The organism is Vibrio syngnathi (assembly GCF_002119525.1).
Lineage (GTDB): Bacteria > Pseudomonadota > Gammaproteobacteria > Enterobacterales > Vibrionaceae > Vibrio > Vibrio syngnathi.
Map to the genome: position 1 here is coordinate 1,774,538 of NZ_CP017916.1, position 21,382 is coordinate 1,795,919.

General features: G+C 42.4%; 21 protein-coding genes and 2 pseudogenes. 10 read left to right on the forward strand and 13 right to left on the reverse strand.

The genetic code is table 11. The features are described 5' to 3' along the window. The first annotated feature begins 81 nt into the window (after positions 1–81). Positions 82–1,089, forward strand: a complete 1,008-nt coding sequence (locus K08M4_RS08170) for a tetratricopeptide repeat protein (RefSeq protein ID WP_086049518.1) — start codon at positions 82–84, stop codon at positions 1,087–1,089. Positions 1,090–1,326: 237 nt separating this feature from the next. Here K08M4_RS08170 and K08M4_RS08175 read toward each other — a convergent pair whose 3' ends face one another. The 7 genes from K08M4_RS08175 to K08M4_RS08205 form a co-directional block, all read right to left on the reverse strand. Then, a complete protein-coding gene (locus K08M4_RS08175; RefSeq protein ID WP_086050407.1) occupies positions 1,327–2,826 on the reverse strand; it encodes a hypothetical protein in 1,500 nt (499 codons plus the stop codon). Between the two features lie 16 nt (positions 2,827–2,842). Then, positions 2,843–3,442: a chromosome partitioning protein ParA gene (locus K08M4_RS08180; protein ID WP_086049519.1), complete on the reverse strand. Its 600-nt coding sequence runs from the start codon at positions 3,440–3,442 to the stop codon at positions 2,843–2,845. Positions 3,443–3,633: 191 nt separating this feature from the next. Beyond that, positions 3,634–4,233, reverse strand: a complete 600-nt coding sequence (locus tag K08M4_RS08185) for a putative periplasmic lipoprotein (protein ID WP_086049520.1) — start codon at positions 4,231–4,233, stop codon at positions 3,634–3,636. Between the two features lie 191 nt (positions 4,234–4,424). Further along, on the reverse strand, positions 4,425–5,024 hold the full coding sequence (locus K08M4_RS08190; protein ID WP_086049521.1) for a chromosome partitioning protein ParA: 600 nt from the start codon (positions 5,022–5,024) through the stop codon (positions 4,425–4,427). Between the two features lie 191 nt (positions 5,025–5,215). Beyond that, positions 5,216–5,815, reverse strand: coding sequence for a chromosome partitioning protein ParA (locus tag K08M4_RS08195; RefSeq protein ID WP_086049522.1), 600 nt, complete (start codon positions 5,813–5,815; stop codon positions 5,216–5,218). Positions 5,816–6,007: 192 nt separating this feature from the next. Then, complete coding sequence (locus K08M4_RS08200) at positions 6,008–6,607, reverse strand: chromosome partitioning protein ParA (protein WP_086049521.1); 600 nt, start codon at positions 6,605–6,607, stop codon at positions 6,008–6,010. Between the two features lie 351 nt (positions 6,608–6,958). Continuing rightward, positions 6,959–7,297: a cytosolic protein gene (locus K08M4_RS08205; RefSeq protein WP_086049523.1), complete on the reverse strand. Its 339-nt coding sequence runs from the start codon at positions 7,295–7,297 to the stop codon at positions 6,959–6,961. 169 nt (positions 7,298–7,466) lie between these two features. Here K08M4_RS08205 and folK point away from each other — a divergent pair, with 169 nt between their 5' ends. The 4 genes from folK (at position 7,467) to folM (ending at position 9,846) form a co-directional block, all read left to right on the forward strand. Next, the gene (folK, locus tag K08M4_RS08210) at positions 7,467–7,964 is read left to right on the forward strand and encodes a 2-amino-4-hydroxy-6-hydroxymethyldihydropteridine diphosphokinase (RefSeq protein ID WP_086049524.1); all 498 of its coding nucleotides are present in this window, start codon (positions 7,467–7,469) and stop codon (positions 7,962–7,964) included. A gap of 142 nt (positions 7,965–8,106) precedes the next feature. Further along, positions 8,107–8,484, forward strand: coding sequence for a dihydroneopterin triphosphate 2'-epimerase (gene folX, locus K08M4_RS08215; protein ID WP_017102704.1), 378 nt, complete (start codon positions 8,107–8,109; stop codon positions 8,482–8,484). Between the two features lie 10 nt (positions 8,485–8,494). Continuing rightward, positions 8,495–9,133, forward strand: coding sequence for a GTP cyclohydrolase I FolE (gene folE, locus K08M4_RS08220; RefSeq protein WP_086049525.1), 639 nt, complete (start codon positions 8,495–8,497; stop codon positions 9,131–9,133). After that, positions 9,130–9,846 carry a dihydromonapterin reductase gene (gene folM / locus K08M4_RS08225; RefSeq protein ID WP_086049526.1) on the forward strand — a complete coding sequence of 239 codons (717 nt, stop codon included), beginning with the start codon at positions 9,130–9,132 and terminating at the stop codon, positions 9,844–9,846. The genes folE and folM overlap by 4 nt, the downstream gene beginning before the upstream one ends. Positions 9,847–9,934: 88 nt before the next feature. Here folM and K08M4_RS08230 read toward each other — a convergent pair whose 3' ends face one another. The 3 genes from K08M4_RS08230 to K08M4_RS08240 all read right to left on the reverse strand — a co-directional run bounded on the left by K08M4_RS08230 (position 9,935) and on the right by K08M4_RS08240 (position 12,080). Next, entirely contained in the window at positions 9,935–10,291 is a 357-nt protein-coding gene (locus K08M4_RS08230; RefSeq protein ID WP_198299277.1) for a hypothetical protein, read from the reverse strand. A 27-nt stretch (positions 10,292–10,318) separates the two neighbouring features. Then, a complete protein-coding gene (locus K08M4_RS08235) occupies positions 10,319–11,191 on the reverse strand; it encodes a patatin-like phospholipase family protein (RefSeq protein ID WP_086049528.1) in 873 nt (290 codons plus the stop codon). A 334-nt stretch (positions 11,192–11,525) separates the two neighbouring features. Then, the gene (locus K08M4_RS08240; protein WP_086049529.1) at positions 11,526–12,080 is read right to left on the reverse strand and encodes a hypothetical protein; all 555 of its coding nucleotides are present in this window, start codon (positions 12,078–12,080) and stop codon (positions 11,526–11,528) included. 409 nt (positions 12,081–12,489) lie between these two features. Here K08M4_RS08240 and K08M4_RS08245 point away from each other — a divergent pair, with 409 nt between their 5' ends. The 3 genes from K08M4_RS08245 to K08M4_RS08255 all read left to right on the forward strand — a co-directional run bounded on the left by K08M4_RS08245 (position 12,490) and on the right by K08M4_RS08255 (position 16,333). Then, positions 12,490–13,998: a DUF3360 domain-containing protein gene (locus K08M4_RS08245; RefSeq protein ID WP_086049530.1), complete on the forward strand. Its 1,509-nt coding sequence runs from the start codon at positions 12,490–12,492 to the stop codon at positions 13,996–13,998. 485 nt (positions 13,999–14,483) lie between these two features. Continuing rightward, complete coding sequence (locus K08M4_RS08250) at positions 14,484–15,686, forward strand: YbfB/YjiJ family MFS transporter (protein WP_086049531.1); 1,203 nt, start codon at positions 14,484–14,486, stop codon at positions 15,684–15,686. Positions 15,687–15,700: 14 nt separating this feature from the next. After that, positions 15,701–16,333 carry a glutathione S-transferase family protein gene (locus tag K08M4_RS08255; protein ID WP_086049532.1) on the forward strand — a complete coding sequence of 211 codons (633 nt, stop codon included), beginning with the start codon at positions 15,701–15,703 and terminating at the stop codon, positions 16,331–16,333. Between the two features lie 116 nt (positions 16,334–16,449). Here the strand turns inward: K08M4_RS08255 and K08M4_RS08260 are convergent, their stop codons facing one another. Together K08M4_RS08260 and K08M4_RS22095 are read right to left on the reverse strand one after the other, a co-directional pair. Beyond that, complete coding sequence (locus K08M4_RS08260; RefSeq protein ID WP_086049533.1) at positions 16,450–17,376, reverse strand: hypothetical protein; 927 nt, start codon at positions 17,374–17,376, stop codon at positions 16,450–16,452. A 281-nt stretch (positions 17,377–17,657) separates the two neighbouring features. Beyond that, positions 17,658–17,777, reverse strand: a pseudogene (locus tag K08M4_RS22095) (alpha/beta fold hydrolase); the annotation flags it as partial. A gap of 94 nt (positions 17,778–17,871) precedes the next feature. Between K08M4_RS22095 and K08M4_RS08265 the strand changes: the two are divergent. After that, on the forward strand, positions 17,872–18,771 hold the full coding sequence (locus K08M4_RS08265; protein WP_086049534.1) for an HNH endonuclease: 900 nt from the start codon (positions 17,872–17,874) through the stop codon (positions 18,769–18,771). A gap of 449 nt (positions 18,772–19,220) precedes the next feature. On the opposite strand, the pseudogene K08M4_RS22535 reads toward K08M4_RS08265, so the two are convergent. Further along, positions 19,221–19,310: pseudogene (locus K08M4_RS22535) on the reverse strand (alpha/beta fold hydrolase); the annotation flags it as partial. A gap of 133 nt (positions 19,311–19,443) precedes the next feature. Between K08M4_RS22535 and K08M4_RS08270 the strand changes: the two are divergent. After that, entirely contained in the window at positions 19,444–21,261 is a 1,818-nt protein-coding gene (locus tag K08M4_RS08270) for an AIPR family protein (RefSeq protein ID WP_086049535.1), read from the forward strand. Positions 21,262–21,382 lie beyond the last annotated feature (121 nt).

The following is a 21,382-nucleotide window of genomic DNA, read 5'->3' on the forward strand; positions in this document are numbered from 1 at the left end:
TGACATCCCGAAATTTCCTTTATTTTCAAAGCCATTTTGTTATATTCATGTGAAACATTACTAATATAAGAAATGGCTTAAATGATAAAGCAAAGTTGTACTTTTTTAACGTCACTGTCGCTGCTGCTATCAGCTAACACTTTTGCATACGATCTTGAGATAGAAGCTTTTGAAGGCGAAGAACTCACACTTTTAAAGAACGCAGAAACGTCTAGCGACAACGAATTGCTAATGCAGGCTGCTAACCTTTTAATTGAAGATTCAATGTATGAAGAGAACTTACAACGCGGATATCAGTACATGAATCAAGTCGCGGAATCTGGCGAGGTAAAAGCGATGATTACCTTGGCAGATAATTATTACTACGAAGAGCAATACGAAAAAGCACTGGCTTGGTACCATCAAGCTGAAACCAGCAAAGACCCTTATGTGCTCTACTCATTAGGCGTAATGTATTTTGATGGTGAAGGTACACCTGTCGACCTGAAGAAAGGCAACGACTATTACCTAGCTTCTGCAAAAGCGGGTTATTCTGACGCTATGTATCAACTCGCGTTTTCATACGATGAAGGTCAAGGCGTCGCTCAAGACTTCTCCAAATCTGCGTATTGGTTTGAGCAATCTGCAAACTTAGGCGACGCAAGTGCCATGTACAACTTGGGTATTTCTTACCTAAATGGACAAGGTGTTGAAAAGAGTTGCTCTAAAGCGATGCAATTATTTAGCAACGCCATTGAAGAAGATGAACATACACTTTCTTATGTGAAGATGGGTGATATTTACTCTTCTACTCGATACAAAAAACCGTGTGGTTTCAAAACGACAGACGCAAAAAAAGCATTAGAGTATTACACTCGCGCCGCAATGCAGGGCAACGATTATGGTCAATATTCCGTTGGTTACGCCTACCGTAATGGTCACGGTACATGGAGCGATTTTGTTAAAGCGCTAGCATGGTTTGAAGTCGCACAGGAATACGGAAACTCGGATGCAGAGAAAGAGATAATCGACGTGAAACAGTACATGTCGAAAGAAAACATTGCCGCAGCTGCGCAGCTTAAAGACTCTTTAATCGAAGATATCTGGTAAGGATAGTAACGACTCTAATTGTCATGGACTAGAACACTTCTATCCAATTACCCGTTAGAGATCGGTTTATTGTAACAGCCTCAAAACTAAGGCCTCACACACACGAGGCCTTAGTTTTATCTATCGAAAGGTTGTCCCCCGACTCCACCAACTTAGCCGCTTTCATCAACTTTTCATTAAACTGCTTTGGTTGCTCTAGCATATGGACATAGCCTGAACCTTCAACGTAGCTAGTAATCAATGGCCTTGACAGAGATTAGTAGGATGAAAACTTTGAAAAGGTACTGCATAACGTGCCGACACATCATAGCGTCCAGACAAATGCTGAGTGACTAAATACTGACGTTGCTCCTCATTATAAAAGTGTTGTGTTGCTTCTAGTTCAATAGCATCTCCATCCCCAGCACAAATGAAATAGTCGTCGTCCATATCTCGAAATGCTATTGGGGTTTCATCTACCAATCCATATCTATCGGTCATCTTTCTTGACCTCCAAATATCTTTAAATGTACCTAGCTCAAAGCGTTTTAAATTTCGCCATTGTACGAACATATAAGTGTCTTGCGAGGGAATCGATGGAATGTCATTCATTGCCTCGTTCGGGCTTTTACAAGTATCAAACAAAACCACAGCATTGTTCTCAACTCTAAATGGTAATCTATCTTCATCTTGTATATAAGAATCCACGTTCCTTTTGAACCAAGAATCACCCTCTGGGCTGAGATAGAAAGAAGGAGACTTTAGGTAAGACCCAAATTCGTCAGTTTTACTTGCGTCAACAATTTCATAAACAGGATTATCATGAAGTGAGTCATAGCTCGCACTATAATCGAACTCAATTTTAAACAAAAAATCTTCCATCTCGGGTTTAGTAAGAGACGTGAAAGCCTTATCGACGGAGGCTTTAAGTTTTTCAATAGATTTAGGATGAGTGAGGTAAATAGGAATGAGTCCGTGTCCAGTAATGTCTAATTTACTCGGTGCTATCGTGGTGTTGGGAGGCGGAACACTGCCTATCCCTGTAAAGTTAAGCAAGTTAATCACAAGGTCTGAGGCGGATAAAATATAATCACTGTCTGGGCTAAGGGTTGGAGAAGCGGGGGCGATGTGAACGACGCGAATGTTATCGGCACTGTAACCGTATTGAGATGTAACATGCTTGTACGATTCGTTTACCCACAAGTTCCCTTGTGAATGCGCGATGTAAATGAGCTTTTTTCCTTTCCACGTAAGAGAGTCATTTAAAAGATGATGCTGCATTCTAGTTTGGCTGGTTTCGGGGGCATCAACAAGTGAGGCTAGTTCTTTTAAAAATGTCGTGATGGTTGCATTGATGGTTTGGTTTGTGAAGTCGAGAACAAACCCAGCAAACCAAGTAAAAGTGGCGCTGATTTTTTGGATGATAGCGCTTTTTTGCCGACCGCTCACAATGTCCCAAAAGGCCTCCCACCGGTCGAATTGTTTCTGCTCTAACTCGTAAGTTCTTTGGTCAAAGGTTTCAGCAAAATCAGCTAGTACGTTAAGGCCACTTCCGTCAATATAAGAATCGTTGTAGAAAAGCTGGTAATCGACAGACTCACCGTTGTATTGGTTGATATCTATAGTGGATTCTATTTTAAATCTCCCTTGTTCGGCTTGCTTTTTGGTTGTTGCAACACCGTTAAAAAAACCGATGGTGTAACCTTCAATTTTGCATGAGTTGGCGATTGCATTGAATGGCAGTGAAGCCGCAATCATGAGTAATATTGTTGGCTTATTCACAGTACTGTGCCTCTGCTTTTAGAGAGGTACTTACGGAACCATCTAATAGGTGGTTATAAGCCAAGTAAGTCATAGTGCGGGCTTTTGTATTGTAAGTGAGTACATCAACGGTTCTTCCTGTATTTATATTGTCATCAACATCAATACCAACAAATTTCTTACAAGCGAGAATTTTGTTATATTTATGGCTAATCGCTAGTGCCTTTTTTATATTGGCGTTATTCTTTTCACTCCAGTCGTGATAAAGACTTTCTTGTGCCTGCCGAGCTTCTTGTTTTAAGGATTTTCGGACTGGCTCGGTCACTTCTAGCGCATCAATAAACGCCTCAATGTCGTCGCGGATACCGTCTTTGTTTGCATCCGCACCAGTAAGAGAGTCACTACGGTCAAGCATGGGTTCAAAACGCTCATATAGCAGCCTAAACTGATCATCAATTGTCTCTTGTGCCTTTAATTCCGCAACTAGCTCAGGTGTTTTCTCGATGTGAGATATGACACTCGGTTGTTCCACTACAGCAGCGTTTGGCTCATTCGATTCTTTGCACCCCACAATTAACATCACTGCTAACGTGTAGACTAACCCATTTTTCATTTTTGTTTCCCCTAGTATTTCAAATAGTTACCAGAGAATACGGACAAATTAACTCACTGAATAATAAAGAGTTTGCATAGGGACATAACAAACAAAAATAGAAAGTTAGATGTTGTTACCCTCCGCCTTTTCTGTGTTTCAAAAGAGGGTAAAAATATCAATTAGGGGGGAGGTTTGAACGGGTGACTAGCTTATTCACAGTATTTCTCCTCAGCAGGAAGGAGTGTACTTACAGATCCATCTTGTAAATGATTATAAGCTAAGTACGCCATAGTACGGGCTTTGGTGTTGTAGGTGAGAGATGTGATTGTGTTGGAGGTGTTTATCCTGTCATCCACATCAATACCAACAAATTCCTTACAAGCAATGACTTTGCCGTATTTATCTGAAATATATAGAGCTTTTTTGATATTAGCGTCGGTCTTTTGTGAAAAATCGTGATAGAGGTTTTCTTGTGTGTAATGGGCATTTTGCTTTAAGGCTTTTCGGACTGGCTCGGTCACTTCTAACGCATCGATAAATGCCTCAATGTCGTCGCGGATACCATCATTGTTTGCATCAGTACCAGTAAGAGAATCGCTGCGGTCGAGCATGGGTTCAAAACGCTCATATAGCAGCCTAAACTGGTCATCGATTGTCGGTTGTGCCTTTAACTCTGCGGTTAGTTCAGGTGTTTTCTCTATGTTTGATATGACAATCGGTTGTTCCACTCCATTTTCAATTGCCTTATTAGATCCTTTACATCCTACAATTAACATCACCGATAAAGTGCAAACTAACAAATTTTTCATTTTTGTTTCCCTAGTATTTCAAATAGATACCAGAGAATACGGACAAATTAACTCACTGAATAATAAAGAGTTTGCATAGGGGTATAACAAACAAAAATAGGAAATTAGATGTTGTTACCCTCCGCCTTTTCTGTGTTTCAAAAGAGGGTTAAAATATCAATTAAGGGGGAGATTTGAACGGGGTGACTAGCTTATTCACAGTACTGTGCCTCTGCTTTTAGAGAGGTACTTACGGAACCATCTAATAGGTGGCTATAAGCAAGGTAGGCCATGGTGCGTGCTTTGGTGTTGTAGGTGAGAGCTCTAGTGGTTTTTCCTGTATTTGTTCTATCTCTGACTGGAATGCCAACAAACTTCTTACAGGCGATAACTTTGTTATATTTATTACCCATCGCCATTGCCTTGTCGATATTGGCTTTAGTCTTTTTCGAGAAGTCGTGGTACAGGTTTTCTTGTGAGTAGCGAGCGTTTTGTTTTAAGGATTTTCGGACTGGCTCGGTCACTTCTAGCGCATTAATAAACGCCTCAATGTCGTCGCGGATACCATCGTTGTTTGCATCCGTACCAGTAAGAGAGTCACTGCGGTCAAGCATGGGTTCAAAACGCTCATAAAGCAGCCTAAGTTGATCATCAATTGTCTCTTGTGCCTTTAATTCCGCAACTAGCTCAGGTGTTTTATCTATGTGAGAGATGACACTCGGTTGTTCCACTACAGCAGCGTTTGGCTCATTCGATTCTTTGCACCCCACGATTATCATCACGGCTAATGCGCAGACTAACCCATTTTTCATTTCTGTATCCCCTAGTATTTCAAATAGTTACCAGAGAATACGGACAAATTAACTCACTGAATAATAAAGAGTTTGCATAGGGGTATAACAAACAAAAATAGGAAATTAGATGTTGTTACCCTCCGCCTTTTCTGTGTTTCAAAAGAGGGTTAAAATATCAATTAAGGGGGAGGTTTGAACGGGTGACTAGCTTATTCACAGAATTTTGCCTCCGCAGCAAGGAGCGTACTTACGGAACCATTTAATAGGTGATTGTAAGCCAAGTAAGTCATAGTGCGGGCTTTGGTATTGTAAGTGAGCGCATCAACGGTTCTTCCTGTATTGGTTATATCTCTTACAGGAATACCAACAAACTCTTTACAAGCGAGTACTTTGTCGTATTTGTATGAAATGTCGAGTGCTTTTCTGATGTTCGCATCGGTCTTTGCATTCCAGTCGTGATAAAGACTTTCTTGTGCCTGCCGAGCCTCTTGTTTTAAGGCTTTTCGGACTGGCTCGGTCACTTCTAACGCATCGATAAACGCCTCAATGTCATCGCGGATACCATCATTGTTTGCATCCGTACCAGTAAGAGAGTCGCTGCGGTCAAGCATGGGTTCAAAACGCTCATATAGAAGCCTAAGTTGATCATCAATTGTTTCTTGTGCCTTTAATTCCGCGACTAGCTCAGGTGTTTTCTCTATGTGAGAGATGACACTCGGTTGTTCCACTACAGCAGCGTTTGGCTCATTCGATTCTTTGCACCCCACAATTAACATCACTGCTAACGTGTAGACTAACCCATTTTTCATTTCTGTACCCCCTAGCATTTCAAATAGTTACCAGAGAATACGGACAAATTAACTCACTGAATAATAAAGAGTTTGCATAGGGGCATAACAAACAAAAATAGGAAGTTAGATGTTCTTACCCTCCGCCATTTCTGTGCTTCAAAAAAGGGGGGAAATATCAATTAAGGGGGAGATCTGAACGGGGTGACTAGCTTATTCACAGTACTGTGCCTCTGCTTTTAGAGAGGTACTTACGGAACCATCTAATAGGTGGCTATAAGCAAGGTAGGCCATGGTGCGTGCTTTGGTGTTGTAGGTGAGAGCTCTAGTGGTTTTTCCTGTATTTGTTCTATCTCTGACTGGAATGCCAACAAACTTCTTACAGGCGATAACTTTGTTATATTTATTACCCATCGCCATTGCCTTGTCGATATTGGCTTTAGTCTTTTTCGAGAAGTCGTGGTACAGGTTTTCTTGTGAGTAGCGAGCGTTTTGTTTTAAGGATTTTCGGACTGGCTCGGTCACTTCTAGCGCATTAATAAACGCCTCAATGTCGTCGCGGATACCATCGTTGTTTGCATCCGTACCAGTAAGAGAGTCACTGCGGTCAAGCATGGGTTCAAAACGCTCATAAAGCAGCCTAAGTTGATCATCAATTGTCTCTTGTGCCTTTAATTCCGCAACTAGCTCAGGTGTTTTATCTATGTGAGAGATGACACTCGGTTGTTCCACTACAGCAGCGTTTGGCTCATTCGATTCTTTGCACCCCACGATTATCATCACGGCTAATGCGCAGACTAACCCATTTTTCATTTCTGTATCCCCTAGTATTTCAAATAGTTACCAGAGAATACGGACAAATTAACTCACTGAATAATAAAGAGTTTGCATAGGGACATAACAAACAAAAATAGAAAGTTAGATGTTGTTACCCTCCGCCTTTTCTGTGTTTCAAAAAAGGGGGAAAATATCAATTAAGGGGGAGATTTGAACGGGGGGTTGGCAGTATATTATCACGAGCTTCTGGCCAAGCTATTTCGCTCGCTAAACAACACATAAAAAAGGCCTCGCACACGCGAGGCCTTAGTTTTATCTACAGAGCAGCTTATTCGCAACCCATTATTCAATTAACCAATCAACCGCTCTAAACCAACTGAATCACTCTCAGTCCATGCGGGTAATGAAGGTTTGTTCGTCATCGACAAAAGCCACATAGTCGCCGTGATAAATAAACACCCGACCTCGCCCTTCCACTATGCACGCAAGCTGTGGGTTCAAATCTTCGTCAAGATTTTCACTTTGATACGTTCCGGTATCAGTGATCACACCGCGGAGTTTAGGTAAAAATCCATAGCTGCGCTTGGCTTGATCAATCAGGCTCAATTCGCTGGCGGTCGAGAAGTAAGATGGGATTGGGCCTGCATCTTCGATAAACATAGTTTTCAGTTCATCAAAAGCTGTAATCACCAGCCAGTCGATGCCGTTAACGTGATGGATAAACATTGTCTATAAATACCTAGATTCTCGATAATTCTGATGCGGGGATTCTATCACTATCAGAGGCGATTTGCGGCAGAACCCTATTTTCTTTTATCTTCCTGTTTTTAAGAGAATGCATAGCTGATCTTCATCGCGAGTTGGACGTATAGGCTCCTTAAAAGGAAGGAAAACTATGGCCAACGTCTACGTCAGCATCGGAAGCAACATTAACCGCGAACACCACGTCACAGAATCTCTCAAAGCATTGAATGACCGCTTTGCACCGTTGCACATTTCTAATTTCTACGATTGCGAGCCTGTCGGCTTCGAGGGGGACAACTTCCTAAACCTTGTCGTTGGGTTTGAATGTGACCTCCCTGTCGATGAACTGGTTCAGGTTCTACATCAAATCGAAGCAGAGAATGATCGCAAGCGTCAAACCAAAACCTATGCTTCACGCACAATGGATATAGACATCCTTCTTTATGGTAATCAAGTGGGCGTTATCGATGGCGTAGAGCTGCCTAGAGGCGAAATCACCGAGTACGCATTTGTACTCAGGCCGTTAGTCGATGTTGCCGCGCAAGAACGCCACCCCACTCTAGACATCTCATTTCAGCAGCTCTGGGAAAACTTCGATCAGTTGAGCCAGAAAACCGAACCCATCCCGTTCGAGCTCAGTTTCACTTAGCCCGTACATGACTGAAAAAAGAACGACTGCAACAAGAACAACTGCGAAAGGAACGACTGAACTCTTAATCGCCTGAACTTCACTGATCTTTTCTTAAAACAAGCACGTAACTGACTTCACTTTCTAAGGAATGGACACTGTTATGAATCACAACGCCATTATTACCATTACAAACCTGAGACTAAGAACCTTCATCGGCTTCAACGAAGAAGAAAAGTCTAAGCAGCAAGACATCGTTATCAATGCAGAGATCCACTACCCCGCTAACAACCTTTGTCTCTCAGATGATGTGGACAACGCGCTTAACTACAAAAACATCTGCAAGAAGATCATTCAACATGTCGAATCCGGAAGGTTTCTGCTTTTGGAAAAGCTAACCAGTGACGTTCTCGGCATTTGTATCGATCATCCATGGGTAAAATACGCTCAAGTGAGAATCGACAAGCCTCATGCGCTACGTTTTGCTGACTCTGTTTCGCTCACTCTGAGCTATGAAGCAGACAACGACAATAATTCATAAGGAGTGCGTCATGCTGAACACAGAAGCCGAAAAAGTAAGAGAAGCTTTGCTCGCAAGAGGACTTGAAACTCCAATGACACCGAGCGAAATGAATCCCAACCAGAAGTACAACCGCATCAAAGGACTGCTGACGGAAGTGGTCAGTACGCTTGGGCTGGATTTAACCGATGACAGCCTTGCTGAAACACCTCATCGCATTGCAAAGATGTACGTCCATGAGATATTTTCAGGGCTCGATTACGATAACTTCCCGAAAATCAGTGTTATAGAAAACAAAATGTCGGTTGATGAAATGGTCAAGGTATCGGATATCGATTTAACGTCGACGTGCGAACACCACTTCATTACCATCGATGGCTTAGCGGAAGTGGCTTATATACCTGAAAACAGGATTCTTGGGCTGTCTAAAATAAACCGTATCGTTCGATTCTTTGCTCAGCGTCCTCAGGTACAAGAACGCCTTACTCAGCAAATCCTAGTCGCGATACAGACTCTAGTAGAGACAGAAAACGTGGCCGTGACGATTAAAGCCACGCACTATTGCGTTAAATCCAGAGGCGTCATGGATGCAAACTCTGAAACCTCAACGACCGCTCTCGGTGGTATTTTCAAAACTAACCCTCAAACCAGAGCTGAGTTTCTACGATGAGTGAAACGATACTAATAACCGGCGTGGGAAAGCGACTCGGTTTCGCACTGGCGCAGCAACTTTTAGCGGATGGATACGAAGTGGTTGGCACTTACCGCAGCGACTATCCTCAACTGCAACTGTTGCGCGACAGTGGAGCCGATTTGCAGCAAGTCGACTTTTATCAACAAAGCAGCTTAGAGGGCTTTCTTGATTATGTTGGTCAAGAATATAAGACACTCAGAGCCGTCATACACAACGCTTCGGACTGGAAATCTGAGAGCAAGAAAGATCCCAGTGAAAATGCATCACACATCATGCACCAGATGATGACGATTCACGCTACCGTGCCTTATCTGTTCAATTTAACACTCAAAGACCAACTGATATCTGGCGATCAAACTTCAGACATCATCCACATCAGTGACTACGTTGCAGAAAAAGGCAGTAAAAAACACATTGCTTACGCGGCCAGTAAAGCGGCGCTCAACAACCTAACGCTATCGTTTTCAGCGATGCTGGCTCCCAAGGTCAAAGTAAATACCCTCTCTCCAGCCATGATTAAGTTTAATGAGCATGACGATGAGGCATACAAGACCAAAGCGCTGCAGAAAGCTCTGATTCCCACAGAAGCGGGCTTTGAGGAAATAATAGATGGCATCAAGTTTGTGTTGGCCAGTCACTACATGACAGGAAGAACTTTGCACCTTGATGGCGGCAGACATTTGAAGTAATGCGCTTACATTGTCTGCTACCTAAAACTGCTGCTATATAGCGAATGCGGTTAACTAGAAACCGTTATAAGCTAGAAACTGCTATGACCTAGAAACTAGTATAAGACTGAGGAAGGCGAGTCTCTTCATCCCAGCCTAACAACTCAATATTGATCAATGACTTGCGCTTCTCATTACACAGTGAAGCGATATTGATAATAGGAAGCTGGCTACGAAACTGCGCAGTGAGGATGACCTTTTTATTTTCACTCAGGCAGTCTCGGCATTGCACCACAATCGCTTCAGTATTTAGCTGGTGTGCTTTCTCGATAATCTGAATATCAGCGTTCTCTTGATAGCACTCTATCAGCCAAGATACGGCAGCTTCTTCTGAGCTAGTGAGCACGATGACATCTTTTGTTGCCATAAGCTCGTGGAGTTCAAGCTCTTTTAGTTCAGTTTCCATAAATACTCTCATTCAGCAGCAAATACATTAAAGTCGGTTGCCCAGTTTAGCCTGTGCCAAATGGTAGCCTCTGTCTATCATCTCTTGTGAACGATAAAACTCTAAGGTGCCACAGGCATTACGTGGGATCTCAAGCGTAATGTCGGCGGGGTAAGCGGCCAATTTTTGGCGAGCAATGGTCGATTGCATCGCATCAAACGCTTGGTTAGCAATGTCGTAGGCAGCAAAATTGAAGCTCATTTTACTTTTTACACCGCTACCTAGATTATCGATAAAGTGAACAACCTTCTCATGCAGATTGCTCTCTTTTGTTGGTAGCGAAACCGGTATCACTTCCTGTTGAAGCATCTCAGGTTCACCACCTAAGTTCACAGCCAGCGTAAAGTCTGTCTTATCACTAAAGGTAGGCGCAATCGGTACGGGGTTGAGCACTCCTCCATCAATCAGCACTTCACCATTGATGACGTGAGGTGTGAAGAACAGTGGCAAAGAGATAGAAGCGCGAATAGCATCAAACAGAGAACCTGATTGCAACCAAACCTCTTTTTCATCAGCGACATTGGCGGCAACTGCGGTATAAGGGATAGGCAGATCTTCAATTGAAATCTCGCCGATCAATCCACGCAGAGTGTCGATGATCTTGTCCCCTTTGAAGATACCACTCGATTGCCATGAAAAGTCCAACATCATCGCCATATCCGATTGGTCGATACTGGTGACCCACTCTTCAAATTCATCCAACTTACCCGCCGCATAGACACCACCGATAAGTGCGCCAATTGAACAACCAGAGATGGATTTTATCTGATAGCCATGCTCAATTAACCAACGGATGATTCCAACGTGAACCAAGCCTCTTGCGCCACCACTGCCAAGTACCAACGAGATCGTTTTTTCCATCGTACTCATCCTTTAATTCATTAGCTCTTCAAAGCTTTGGGCAAAAATTATATCACTTCGTGTCAGTGTAAGCTGTGTAATGCTTTGAAAACTGCACCACCTGCGTGCCTAAATGTGTCACGGATTGAGATCGGGCAGCTTAAGTTGATTGCTGAAACTCATAGACTTTAGACTACCGCACTAAACTAAAAGTGAGTCATTCCAGCAAGCCTAAGCGCGACTAGGAATCTGCTTTCCGTTAGCGCTTGATACAAAAAAGTCGCCCACTTGAAAGCGAGCGACCTCTTATTATTCATTGTGTTTTTGAGCTCATTCTGTAAGTGAGAACAAAGAATTACAACACGCGTAAGCACTCTTCTGGCGACAAGCTCAAGAGCGTATTGGCGAAGTTGATCTTCTCATCGCGCCATCTCAATGCTGCCTCTCGACCTTCTTGTGCGTGTCTGTCGGCCTCAAAATAGCTTTTTCTTGGAAGTCCGTCTGCTGGCGTCATCACCATAGACTGTTCATTCAAGCGAAGCGTAAATAAGAATTGACCACGTTGTCCGGTTTGCGCTGCTGGGTGATGCAATGTGGTATCACAGCAATAGCGCCTATCACGCAGTGCGCGGCATGTGTACTCAAAAGCATCTTGAGCACCACGTCCAGGGAACGCGGTATAAACACTGATGCCATCACGTTGCAAAGACTGATCACCCGCCGCGAGTTGCACCGCATGTTGGATCATCCTAAAGCCCAGAACCACGCCACCAATGCTGTTCAATCCACTGTATTGAATTGCGCCTTCTAAGCTCAGATGAAGTTTGTCTTCCCCTTCATAGAGAAAGAGATCAGGCGATGCCCAATCGCTCTTTGGAATAAGCAGTTGAGTAATATCCGAGTGTTCCATGTTGGTCTCCGCAACAATGAGTGTGTTTGAGCCCACAAGGTAACGTAATGAGAATTATTATCAATAGTTTTTAACCAAAAACGTTACCCCAGAAAGCACTCATCGATGGACGTTATCTGATGCTTTAACGCCAAGCATTTCTTGTTAGATATTCGTTTATTACCCATAAATTCATCGCCTACCAATAAACAGACACATGCTATCTACAGGGTCTAATACTAGTCGTCCGACTCTACGACTAATGTCTAACTGCCTGAGACTGTTTGTTTTTTTTGGTTTGGTATAAGGTACTAACAACTAAATGTTAATGAGTTTTTAATTATAAGTTGACGCATTGTTTGCGCTTCTGCGTGAGTCAATAACGTTTGTTGGAATAACACGCCTTAGAGTGTGAACGAAAGGAATCAAAATGAGCAGCACTTTAGAGTCGGTACATATACGAACAGATAAGCCTCAAACCAATGAGGATGAACTCACTTATGAACAACAACACAAACCAAGCTCGGAATTTGATTCCCGCGAACAGTATTTAGAGCACGAATTGCAAATCATGGCGCCTAAACGCTGGCGTCCCAATTTGCCTTTTAAAGATTATCGATTCGAAATAGAAGATACCATCCCAGCGATGGCGGCGACCATTGGTAAAATAGTTATGGTGGGCGCGATTGCAGCCACCTTTGCTGGAGCGCTCGGCTTAAACGAAGGCTTCATCTTAGAAAACGTTCGTTATGAACTGCTCATCGCCTCGGTTTTCATTATTCTTTTCTCTGGTTTTTTATTGCCGACCGCTAACCTCGCAGGTACACACGGCCCACTCATCCCTTTAATTCCGATTGTCGTAGCAGCAGGCGGACACCCAATGGCCTTTGGGTTGCTGATTGGCGCTTTTGGCTTAATCTTAGCCATCAGTAAAGGTGGCAGCATGTTGGCTAACCTCTCCAGTAAAGGCGTTTGTGGTGGTTTACTGCTCTACCTTGGCTTTGTTGGCACCGCTTCTCAAGTTAAAAAGCTGTTCGCTTGGGCTGAGGGGATCGGTATGAGCCACATCGCTTTTGTCGTGATCTTTTGCACCATTATTTTATACGCGTTATTGGAACATTTCCGTAAGCGTTGGCTAGCCGTCCCTCTTAGCTGCTTGCTGGGTGGTACGTTAGCGTTTGCCATGGGGGCACCGTTCTCTTTTCAAACCGAGCCAGGTTTACCCAACATGAACCCTATGTATTGGTGGGGAGAAGATACAGGCTGGATGCTAGGCCTGCCGACGATTGAACACTTCATGGTGGTATTGCCGTTTGCTATTTTAGCTGTGGCGATGTGGTCGCCAGATTTCTTAGGGCATCAAGTATTCCAAAAGATCAGCTATCCAGAACGTACCGAGAAAGTACACATGAACATTGACGACACCATGACCACGGCGTCTATTCGTCAAACGTTCGGTTCTCTGCTCGGTGGTACTAACTTTACGTCTTCATGGGGTACTTACATCGTACCGGCGGCAATTGCTAAACGCCCTATTCCTGCGGGCGCGTTGCTCACGGCTCTGTTCTGTATCATCGCCGCTGTGTGGGGCTACCCGATGGATCTCGCTATCTGGCAACCTGTACTGTGTGTAGCACTTATTGTTGGGGTATTTGTTCCATTGCTAGAAGCTGGAATGGAAATGACACGTGAAGGTAAAACCACGCAGTCGGCCGCGATTGTTGTGTTTTCTTCAGCGCTGGTTAACCCTGCATTTGGTTGGGCTCTCACCATGCTGCTGGATAACTTAGGCTTAGTCGGTTGTAAAGAACGTAGCAGTGAACTGAGTAGAATGAGCCGCTGGGTGTTGCCAGGCATTATGTTTATTGTGCTAAGTGGTGTGATGGCGTTGGTTGGCCTTCTACCAGGGATACCAGCGATTATCCCGAGTTTTCGTTAAGCTCGATTAATATTTAGTTTGGGTCGGAACACAAAAAGGCCTCGCACACGCGAGGCCTTAGTTTTATCTATCGAACGGTTACAGCTAATCTTTATCAACGGCAACGCCCTACAACCCTGACTTCAACGCATTCATCAACGCTTTCATCAACGTAGTGTTAAACGGTTCTAGCATCAAAAACCTCCCCCTCTAGCTCCCCCTCAAATCAAGTTGTCCGATCTCTTTAGATATACGTTCGAGGGGGAGAACATTCTTTGGCGCTGAACATATAACAGCGCTTGTCACGATCGATATTCAGCTACTCCCACTCTCCCATTAGCTTTTACCTATACCAACTAGAGATTAGAGATGTAAATGACCAATCTGACACTTACAAAAAATGTAAGTTGTCATCAAACCTTAAGCATTAGAGTAAAAACTCAGCTTAGATAGTTCAAGTTTAAATGTTAGCGTAATGTTACAAGTAAAAACCAAAGGTACGTGACATGCAGCACGTAAAACTCTTAAACCGCAGCACCTTCGCAGGGCTCGCAGCAACATTAGTTGGGAATGGCATTGGGCGATTTGCTTACATAGCTTTGATGCCTGTGCTCATTCAAGGTGGGTGGTTCTCAAGCGAAGACGCCTCCATACTCGGTGCTGCCACACTGATTGGCTATATTTTCGGAGCTCCTGCTTCGAGCTTTTTACAGAGATATTATTCAACAGGCACACTCATACGTGCCTCTCTGTTATTAAGTAGCTTTAGTTATCTTGGTTGTGCCTTAAAGTCTGCCCCCTTTGAATGGTTTTTAACACTTAGAACTATTGCTGGTGTATCCGGTGCGATACTCATGGTACTCGCTCCACCCGTGATCACCAGCCTTCACCCGCAAGAAATGAAAGCAAGAATCAGTGGCGTCGTGTTTTCAGGCATTGGCCTTGGTGCCATGATTTCAGGAACAATCATACCTTTGCTTATCTACCAAAGTGTTGAAAGTGCATGGTTAGGTATGGGAGCGATCGCTTTCCTCGCAACTGTCCTGACGTGGAACACATGGGCTCTTGAAGCTAAACCAAACCATTGCGATAAAAGTCCATCGACGTTCGATGCCTTATCTAAGAATAAGCGCATTAGTATTAGCTGCGTACTTTTAGCCTATAGCTTTAGCGCCATCGGTTATTTACCCCACACTCTCTTTTGGGTCGACTATATTGTTCGAGAGCTAAAAATGAGTTTTGCGAGCGGTGGTTTTTATTGGGCTGTTTTTGGTATAGGAGCAGCGATTGGACCAATAGTGACTGGTATATTAGGTGATAAGTTTGGACTTAAAAAAGCACTATTAGCCGCGTTTATTTGTAAAGCTTCCGGGGTTGCTCTTCCGCTATTAAGCACCAGTGAAACAGCACTTTTTGCTTCATCTTTGTTGGTCGGTATGTTTACGCCTGGTACCGTAACACTGGTATCAACCTACACCTTAGAAATCGTCGGGACTCAGCTCCATACGAGATCTTGGGGAGCAATGACAATGGCTTTTGCTATATCGCAAGGAATAGTCGGCTTCGTTATGGCTCACTACGCCCCTCAACTCACCAGTTATAACCTCTTATTTATGATCAGCGCGAGTGCACTGATTTTGTCGATACTCTGCATCGCATTTACATCAACCAAACAGCAGACATTAAACACTGCTCAAATAAGTTCTTAGCAAAGGAATCGCTCATGAAACTGTATTTAAACGACACCTCTCCATTCTCCAGAGCAGTGCTGGCAACGGCCTATATGTGTGATGCTCCAATGGTTCTTGAATGGGTCGACCCGTGGCAAACACCCAGCACATTGGTCGCCATTAATCCATTTAGCACCATTCCAGTTCTAGAAACCAGTGATGGGGTTGCACTGACCGAGAGTTTAGCGATCTGTGAGTTCCTCATGCAAGCATACCCAACAGAAAAACTAACAGTGACCAAGGCTAGCGACACTCAACGTATGTCGTTATTGGGAGTGAGTAAAACGTTGATGGAAGTGGCCTTTCGGTGCGCAGCACTGAGCCGCTTCGAAGCTGAGCAAAACGTGCTAACGATTAGGGGAAAGGAAGGTATTAAAAGAAGCGTTAAAGCACTTATCGGGCAGTTGAATAACAATGATGATTTGCTTGAACCTGACTTCTCAACATTGTACCTGCACGTCGCATTAGATTACGTATTATTCAGGCATGCGAATTTGCTTTCAGCAGAAGAGCGCGACATCCTCACTACTGCCTTACATAATTCGCCTTTCAAAGACACATTGGCAAAACTTAGCCTAGAGTCGCTTTCAAAAAAGCTTAACTATTGCGAATACAAAAATTCTTAATCACTTTGAACAGTGTTGTGTTGAACGAGTCTAACAAGGCCTCGCACACGCGAAGCCTTAGTTTTACTGAGTTTCAACGAACAAGCAGCGAAGAAATTTACGTTCGTAAAACCAAATCAACTAGAGAGCCATTCATCCAATACTTTGATGAATTTAGGGTTAATGAGATAACCGATAGAGGCATGCGGGTTGCTTTTTCCGTTGCGAATATTGAGGTTATAGATTGGGTGGATGTCTTTCATTCCGCCGGGTATCAGACCCAGTTTGAGCATATCCTTAAAGTCATTTCTAATTTTGCTGTCATGAGAGATAAAATCATCTTCTGCCGATATGTTTACCCATTGCTGAATGTTTAACGGGTACTTCTTCTCATCTTTCAAGCGACTCCCCTTTAGCCTATCTTTGACGTTTTCATCTCCTAACGGTGACCCAAGCGTTAGCAATAAGTTGACCTTCTTATCCGCACCATAGTCATGCCTATACTCTCCGTAATGAGACAACTTCCATAACACGTCATAGCTGATCATCGACCCAAGGCTGTGCGATACAATCATCACATCATCCTGATTATCAAGCGCTTCCTTCAGTTCAACCATTAACCTGTGCCTAACATCGCTGCCAAAATAGGTATCTTCATACCAATAATGCGCCATATCCGGCGCGACCTTCGTTATAAGTGTCTCAGCCACACCCAGCTTTCCAAATAGCGATGAAAAGGTATCTGCTAGCGCCTCTTTTAGAAAACCAATTTTAGACACCTTGTTATACGTTGTTTTATTGAACTGGCTTGTCTTGTACTTTTTGAGTTCAGACAGCGCTTGTTGTCGACTTGCAGGGTCTTCCGTTGGTTTCTCTAACAATGTGTTCGATAGTTCACCGTAATAGACAAACCATTTATCGACATCTTTAAAAGCTTGTAATGAACTTGAGTATCCACAATCTCGCTGCAAGCCATGTTCTATAGCCTCGTACCTGAGTGCTTGAAGGGGAGCTTTATCGGGCTTTTGAGCGCGACCATGAATGAATATTATTTTCTTAGCCATAGCAGGACGTCCTAAACACATAGTTAAAATTATTATCAGTAGAAAGCACCACTAGATTCGGTCAGCCGTTACTAATAACAGTGGTGCTAACTACGTATCTAGGAGTGGTTGATAGACCATTTATATAACTATGAGGCACAAGTTTAAGGACCATAAACGTGTGAACGACGCGATCATTACTCGCACATTGGGAATGAAATTAGCTAGCAAAACCTCCAACTAACAAAAAGACCCCGCATACGCGAGGCCTTAGCTCTATTTATCTAACAGTTACAACTGCCCTACCTCACTGACTTCACTGCTTTCATCAACGTTGTGTTGAACTGCTCAGGTTGTTCTAGCATTGGGAAGTGACCTGAGTCTTCAATGTAGTAAATGCTGTAATCCTTGATGTGTTTATATCGAACAATTTCATCCTGATTTGACGGCTGTTCAGGATTATAAACAACTCCTAGGTTAAAATGCAGAAACGCAAATTAAGAAGTAAGGCGGAGAATGTCACGCAAAAAATTTATGGAATCCTACGGTGCAACGAACCGAAATGCGCGGTATGGGTGGGCTTTTGTTAATCACGAAAAAAAAGTAGTTTATTTTGGTGCGTGGGACGTCAATACAAACCGAGAAAGATCTTTGATTTTTTCTATGGACTGGGAGTTCAACAACGACGGACGTAGAGTTAATGCGTTTGGCGAAGCTCTCGAGTACATCAAGTTGGTTGAAAACGAAGGATATTCATTAAGAACATTTCCAATAATCTGGGATGAAGATAACGACAGTTATGTTGATACAGGCAGTGCCAAGATAAAAGAGTACATAGAAGAAGTCTCTGAGATGTCTCTTGAGGTAATTGGCAGCAATTACTATGCGATTGGAAAGCATAACGTAAAGTATTCAAAAATGCCCTCACCCAACGTAGCACAAGACGTCAACATAATATTCGGTACTACGATCAATAAGACAGAACGTGAAAGTCTAGTTCTCTCGCGTATTGGGCAGGGGCGATTTAGACAAAACGTTATCAGCTCATGGGGGAATGGTGAGTGCTGTGCGCTAACGCTTACAAGCGTACGCGAGATTTTAATTGCATCTCACATAGTGCCTTGGTCCAAATGTGAAAGTGATGAACAGAGACTTGATGGCGCAAATGGCATACTGCTTTGTGCTCATATCGATAAACTTTTTGACGCTCACTTGTTGACCTTCATTAAAAAAGGTTCAAAGTACATATCCCAATTATCACCCAAACTAAATATTTCCTTACTGAAAGGTTTAGGTATTCAAAGCGGAGAAGAACTTTGCGCTGAAGAACTAAGCGAAGTTCATCGTGATCGATTTGAAAAGTATTTAGAAGCACATAACAACGAGTTCAACTTCAAAATTTCGCAAACAAATTAAACTAACGCGACTCGACTACTTAACGTCTCAATACTCCAAAGGGATTCAACTAAACTTGTCGATGAGAACTTCGTAAAGAACAAAAAGGCCCCGCAATCGCGAGGTCTTAGTTTTTCTATCGAACAGTTACAAACTGCCCTCTTTCACTGACTTCACCGCTTTCATCAACGTTGCATTGATTAGTTCTAGTAGAACAAAGCCTCCCCCTCTAGATCCCCCTCAAATGAAGTAAAACGATCTCTTTAGATTAACGTTCGAGGGGGAGAACATTCTTTTTCGCTGGACATATAGCAGCACATGCAGCGACCGGTATTCAGTTCCTCCCTTTTCCCATAACCAAACAAGAGATTGGAGATGTAAACCAAGGGGAGGCTAGGAGGGGATTATCAGCCTATTCTTACGTGCATCTGCCCTAGTCGTTTCGGGAGCTGTACAGCACGTAAAAAGTCTTCACTCACTTGGTTTTGCCAAAGCCTGCTGTCTAAGCTCCAACCGTGAATGAAGATCAGCGCCGTTTCCCCACTCCCACTTTTGCCATACCAATTTGCTCACACTCAGAATAATTACAATGCAGCAATCGACCTCTCAAATATAATATATAAAACAATCATCATATCAATAGCTTTGATATCATAAAGATACATCCATTATACTTTAATTAGGAACAAATCGATGAGCCTCAAAGTTCTTTTAGACGATCAAATAGATAAACTATACGAAGACAACCCAGAGCTAAAATCTGTTAAAAAAAACCAATTCGAAGTTGCTGTTGCCTCATTTGCAAATGTTAAGTCCCTTGGCGGCCTAGAACATGACGATTTAATTGATGGAATTATGGGAGAAGGAGGCGACGAAGGAATTGACCATTGTTACGTTTTCTGCAATGGAATATTAGTGGGCAGTGAGGAACACCCCATAAACAAAGAGAGTAATATTAAAGTAAAATTTTTTCAAACCAAAAAAGAGAATAGCTTCTCCACTGATGGATTTAGGAAGACTAAAGAAGGTATCGAAGAAATTTTTAACCTCGATTTAGGCTTAGCAAAGTTAAGTAAAATTGGAGCGAATAAAGATATACTAGATAAAGCTGAGCTAATAAGAGCCATTTTTAGAAAAGCGAGTAAAGAAAGGGCTCAATTTTCGTGTGAGGTCTATTACGTCACTGCAGCACCGGAGAAGAAAATCTCTGAGAAAATAAAGCACCTTCAAGAAGAAATGAAGGACAACATATTAAAAATTCCATTTGAATTTTTTAACTGGGGAGCACAAGATTTACTCGACTTGACCGAAAGCTATGATGAAACAATTGAAGTATCTTTTATATCTCAACCATTAGAGATTAAAGAAAGAGCAATACCAACTAGCGGATATTCTGGATTTGTTTTGGGTAATGAAATTATAGAGTGTCTACTACACGAGAATGGAGATTTCAAAACACACCTAACCGAAGGAAATGTAAGATATTTTTTAGGTGAAGATGGTAAAATAAACCAATCAATTATTGAAACAATAAATGATGACAAAAAATCAGAAGTATTCTGGGCCATGAACAATGGACTAACCATAATTGCTGATGAAATATCTCCCCTTGGTAGCAACCAGTATGCAATTCTAAACCCACAAATAGTAAACGGATGTCAAACAGTACATTGTTTGTACCATGTTTACAAAGAGTCAGGTACTTTACCATCATCACTAAAGGTCTTTATCAAGTTAGTAAACGCGGAGAACCTTGATGTTCAAACAGATATTATAAGTGCGACCAACTCACAAAACCCTGTAAAGGCAGCAAGTCTCAAAGCCAATGATGATATTCAGCGAAATTTAGAATCCCACCTTAAAAAGTCTCATATATACTATGAACGACGCGAGAACTTCTATAAGCGACAAGGTTATACTGGTAATAAAGTAATTGGTTTACTAAAAATGGCCCAAATAATTCACTCTGTAGTGAACAAAGAATCCGTCATCGCCGCTAACGATACAACAACGCTTTTTGATAGCCCATCTAAATATAATTTACTTTTCAGTAATGAAGCTGACTTTGATATTTATACATTTTCAATCACACTATACCAAAAAATATGGACGCTTAAGAATTCAGATCTAAGAAACAATGAATATGATAGTGAAACAAAGGAAATAATTTCAAAAGGCGGTTTTACACTATTACACATCATGAGTTCAATGATATTAACCGAAGCGCGCTACTCTAATGGAAGTTCTTCAATCAAACCTAATATGATACAGCCGTTTTCAATCAGTACACCTGCTAGAAAAAATGAATTTGTGAAAAGGAAGAAAGATGCACTTAAAAAAATCGAAGATGATGAATACCTAAAATCTGCATACGAGTCAGCGAAGGATATACTATTGACGTGTGCTATTGACTATGAAAAGAGAACGGAAAAATTGAAATCATCTCTTTTCAAATATAGAAATTTCGATAAAGAATATCTAATACCAGAAATTGAGGGGAAGTTTGATTAATATCCTCTCGAAATTAAAACGGGACCTAATCAACGACTAATATGTAATTCGCGATTAATTCAAACTATACATTTCTAAAAAAGGCCTCGCAATGCGAGGCCTTTGGTTTTCTATCTATCAG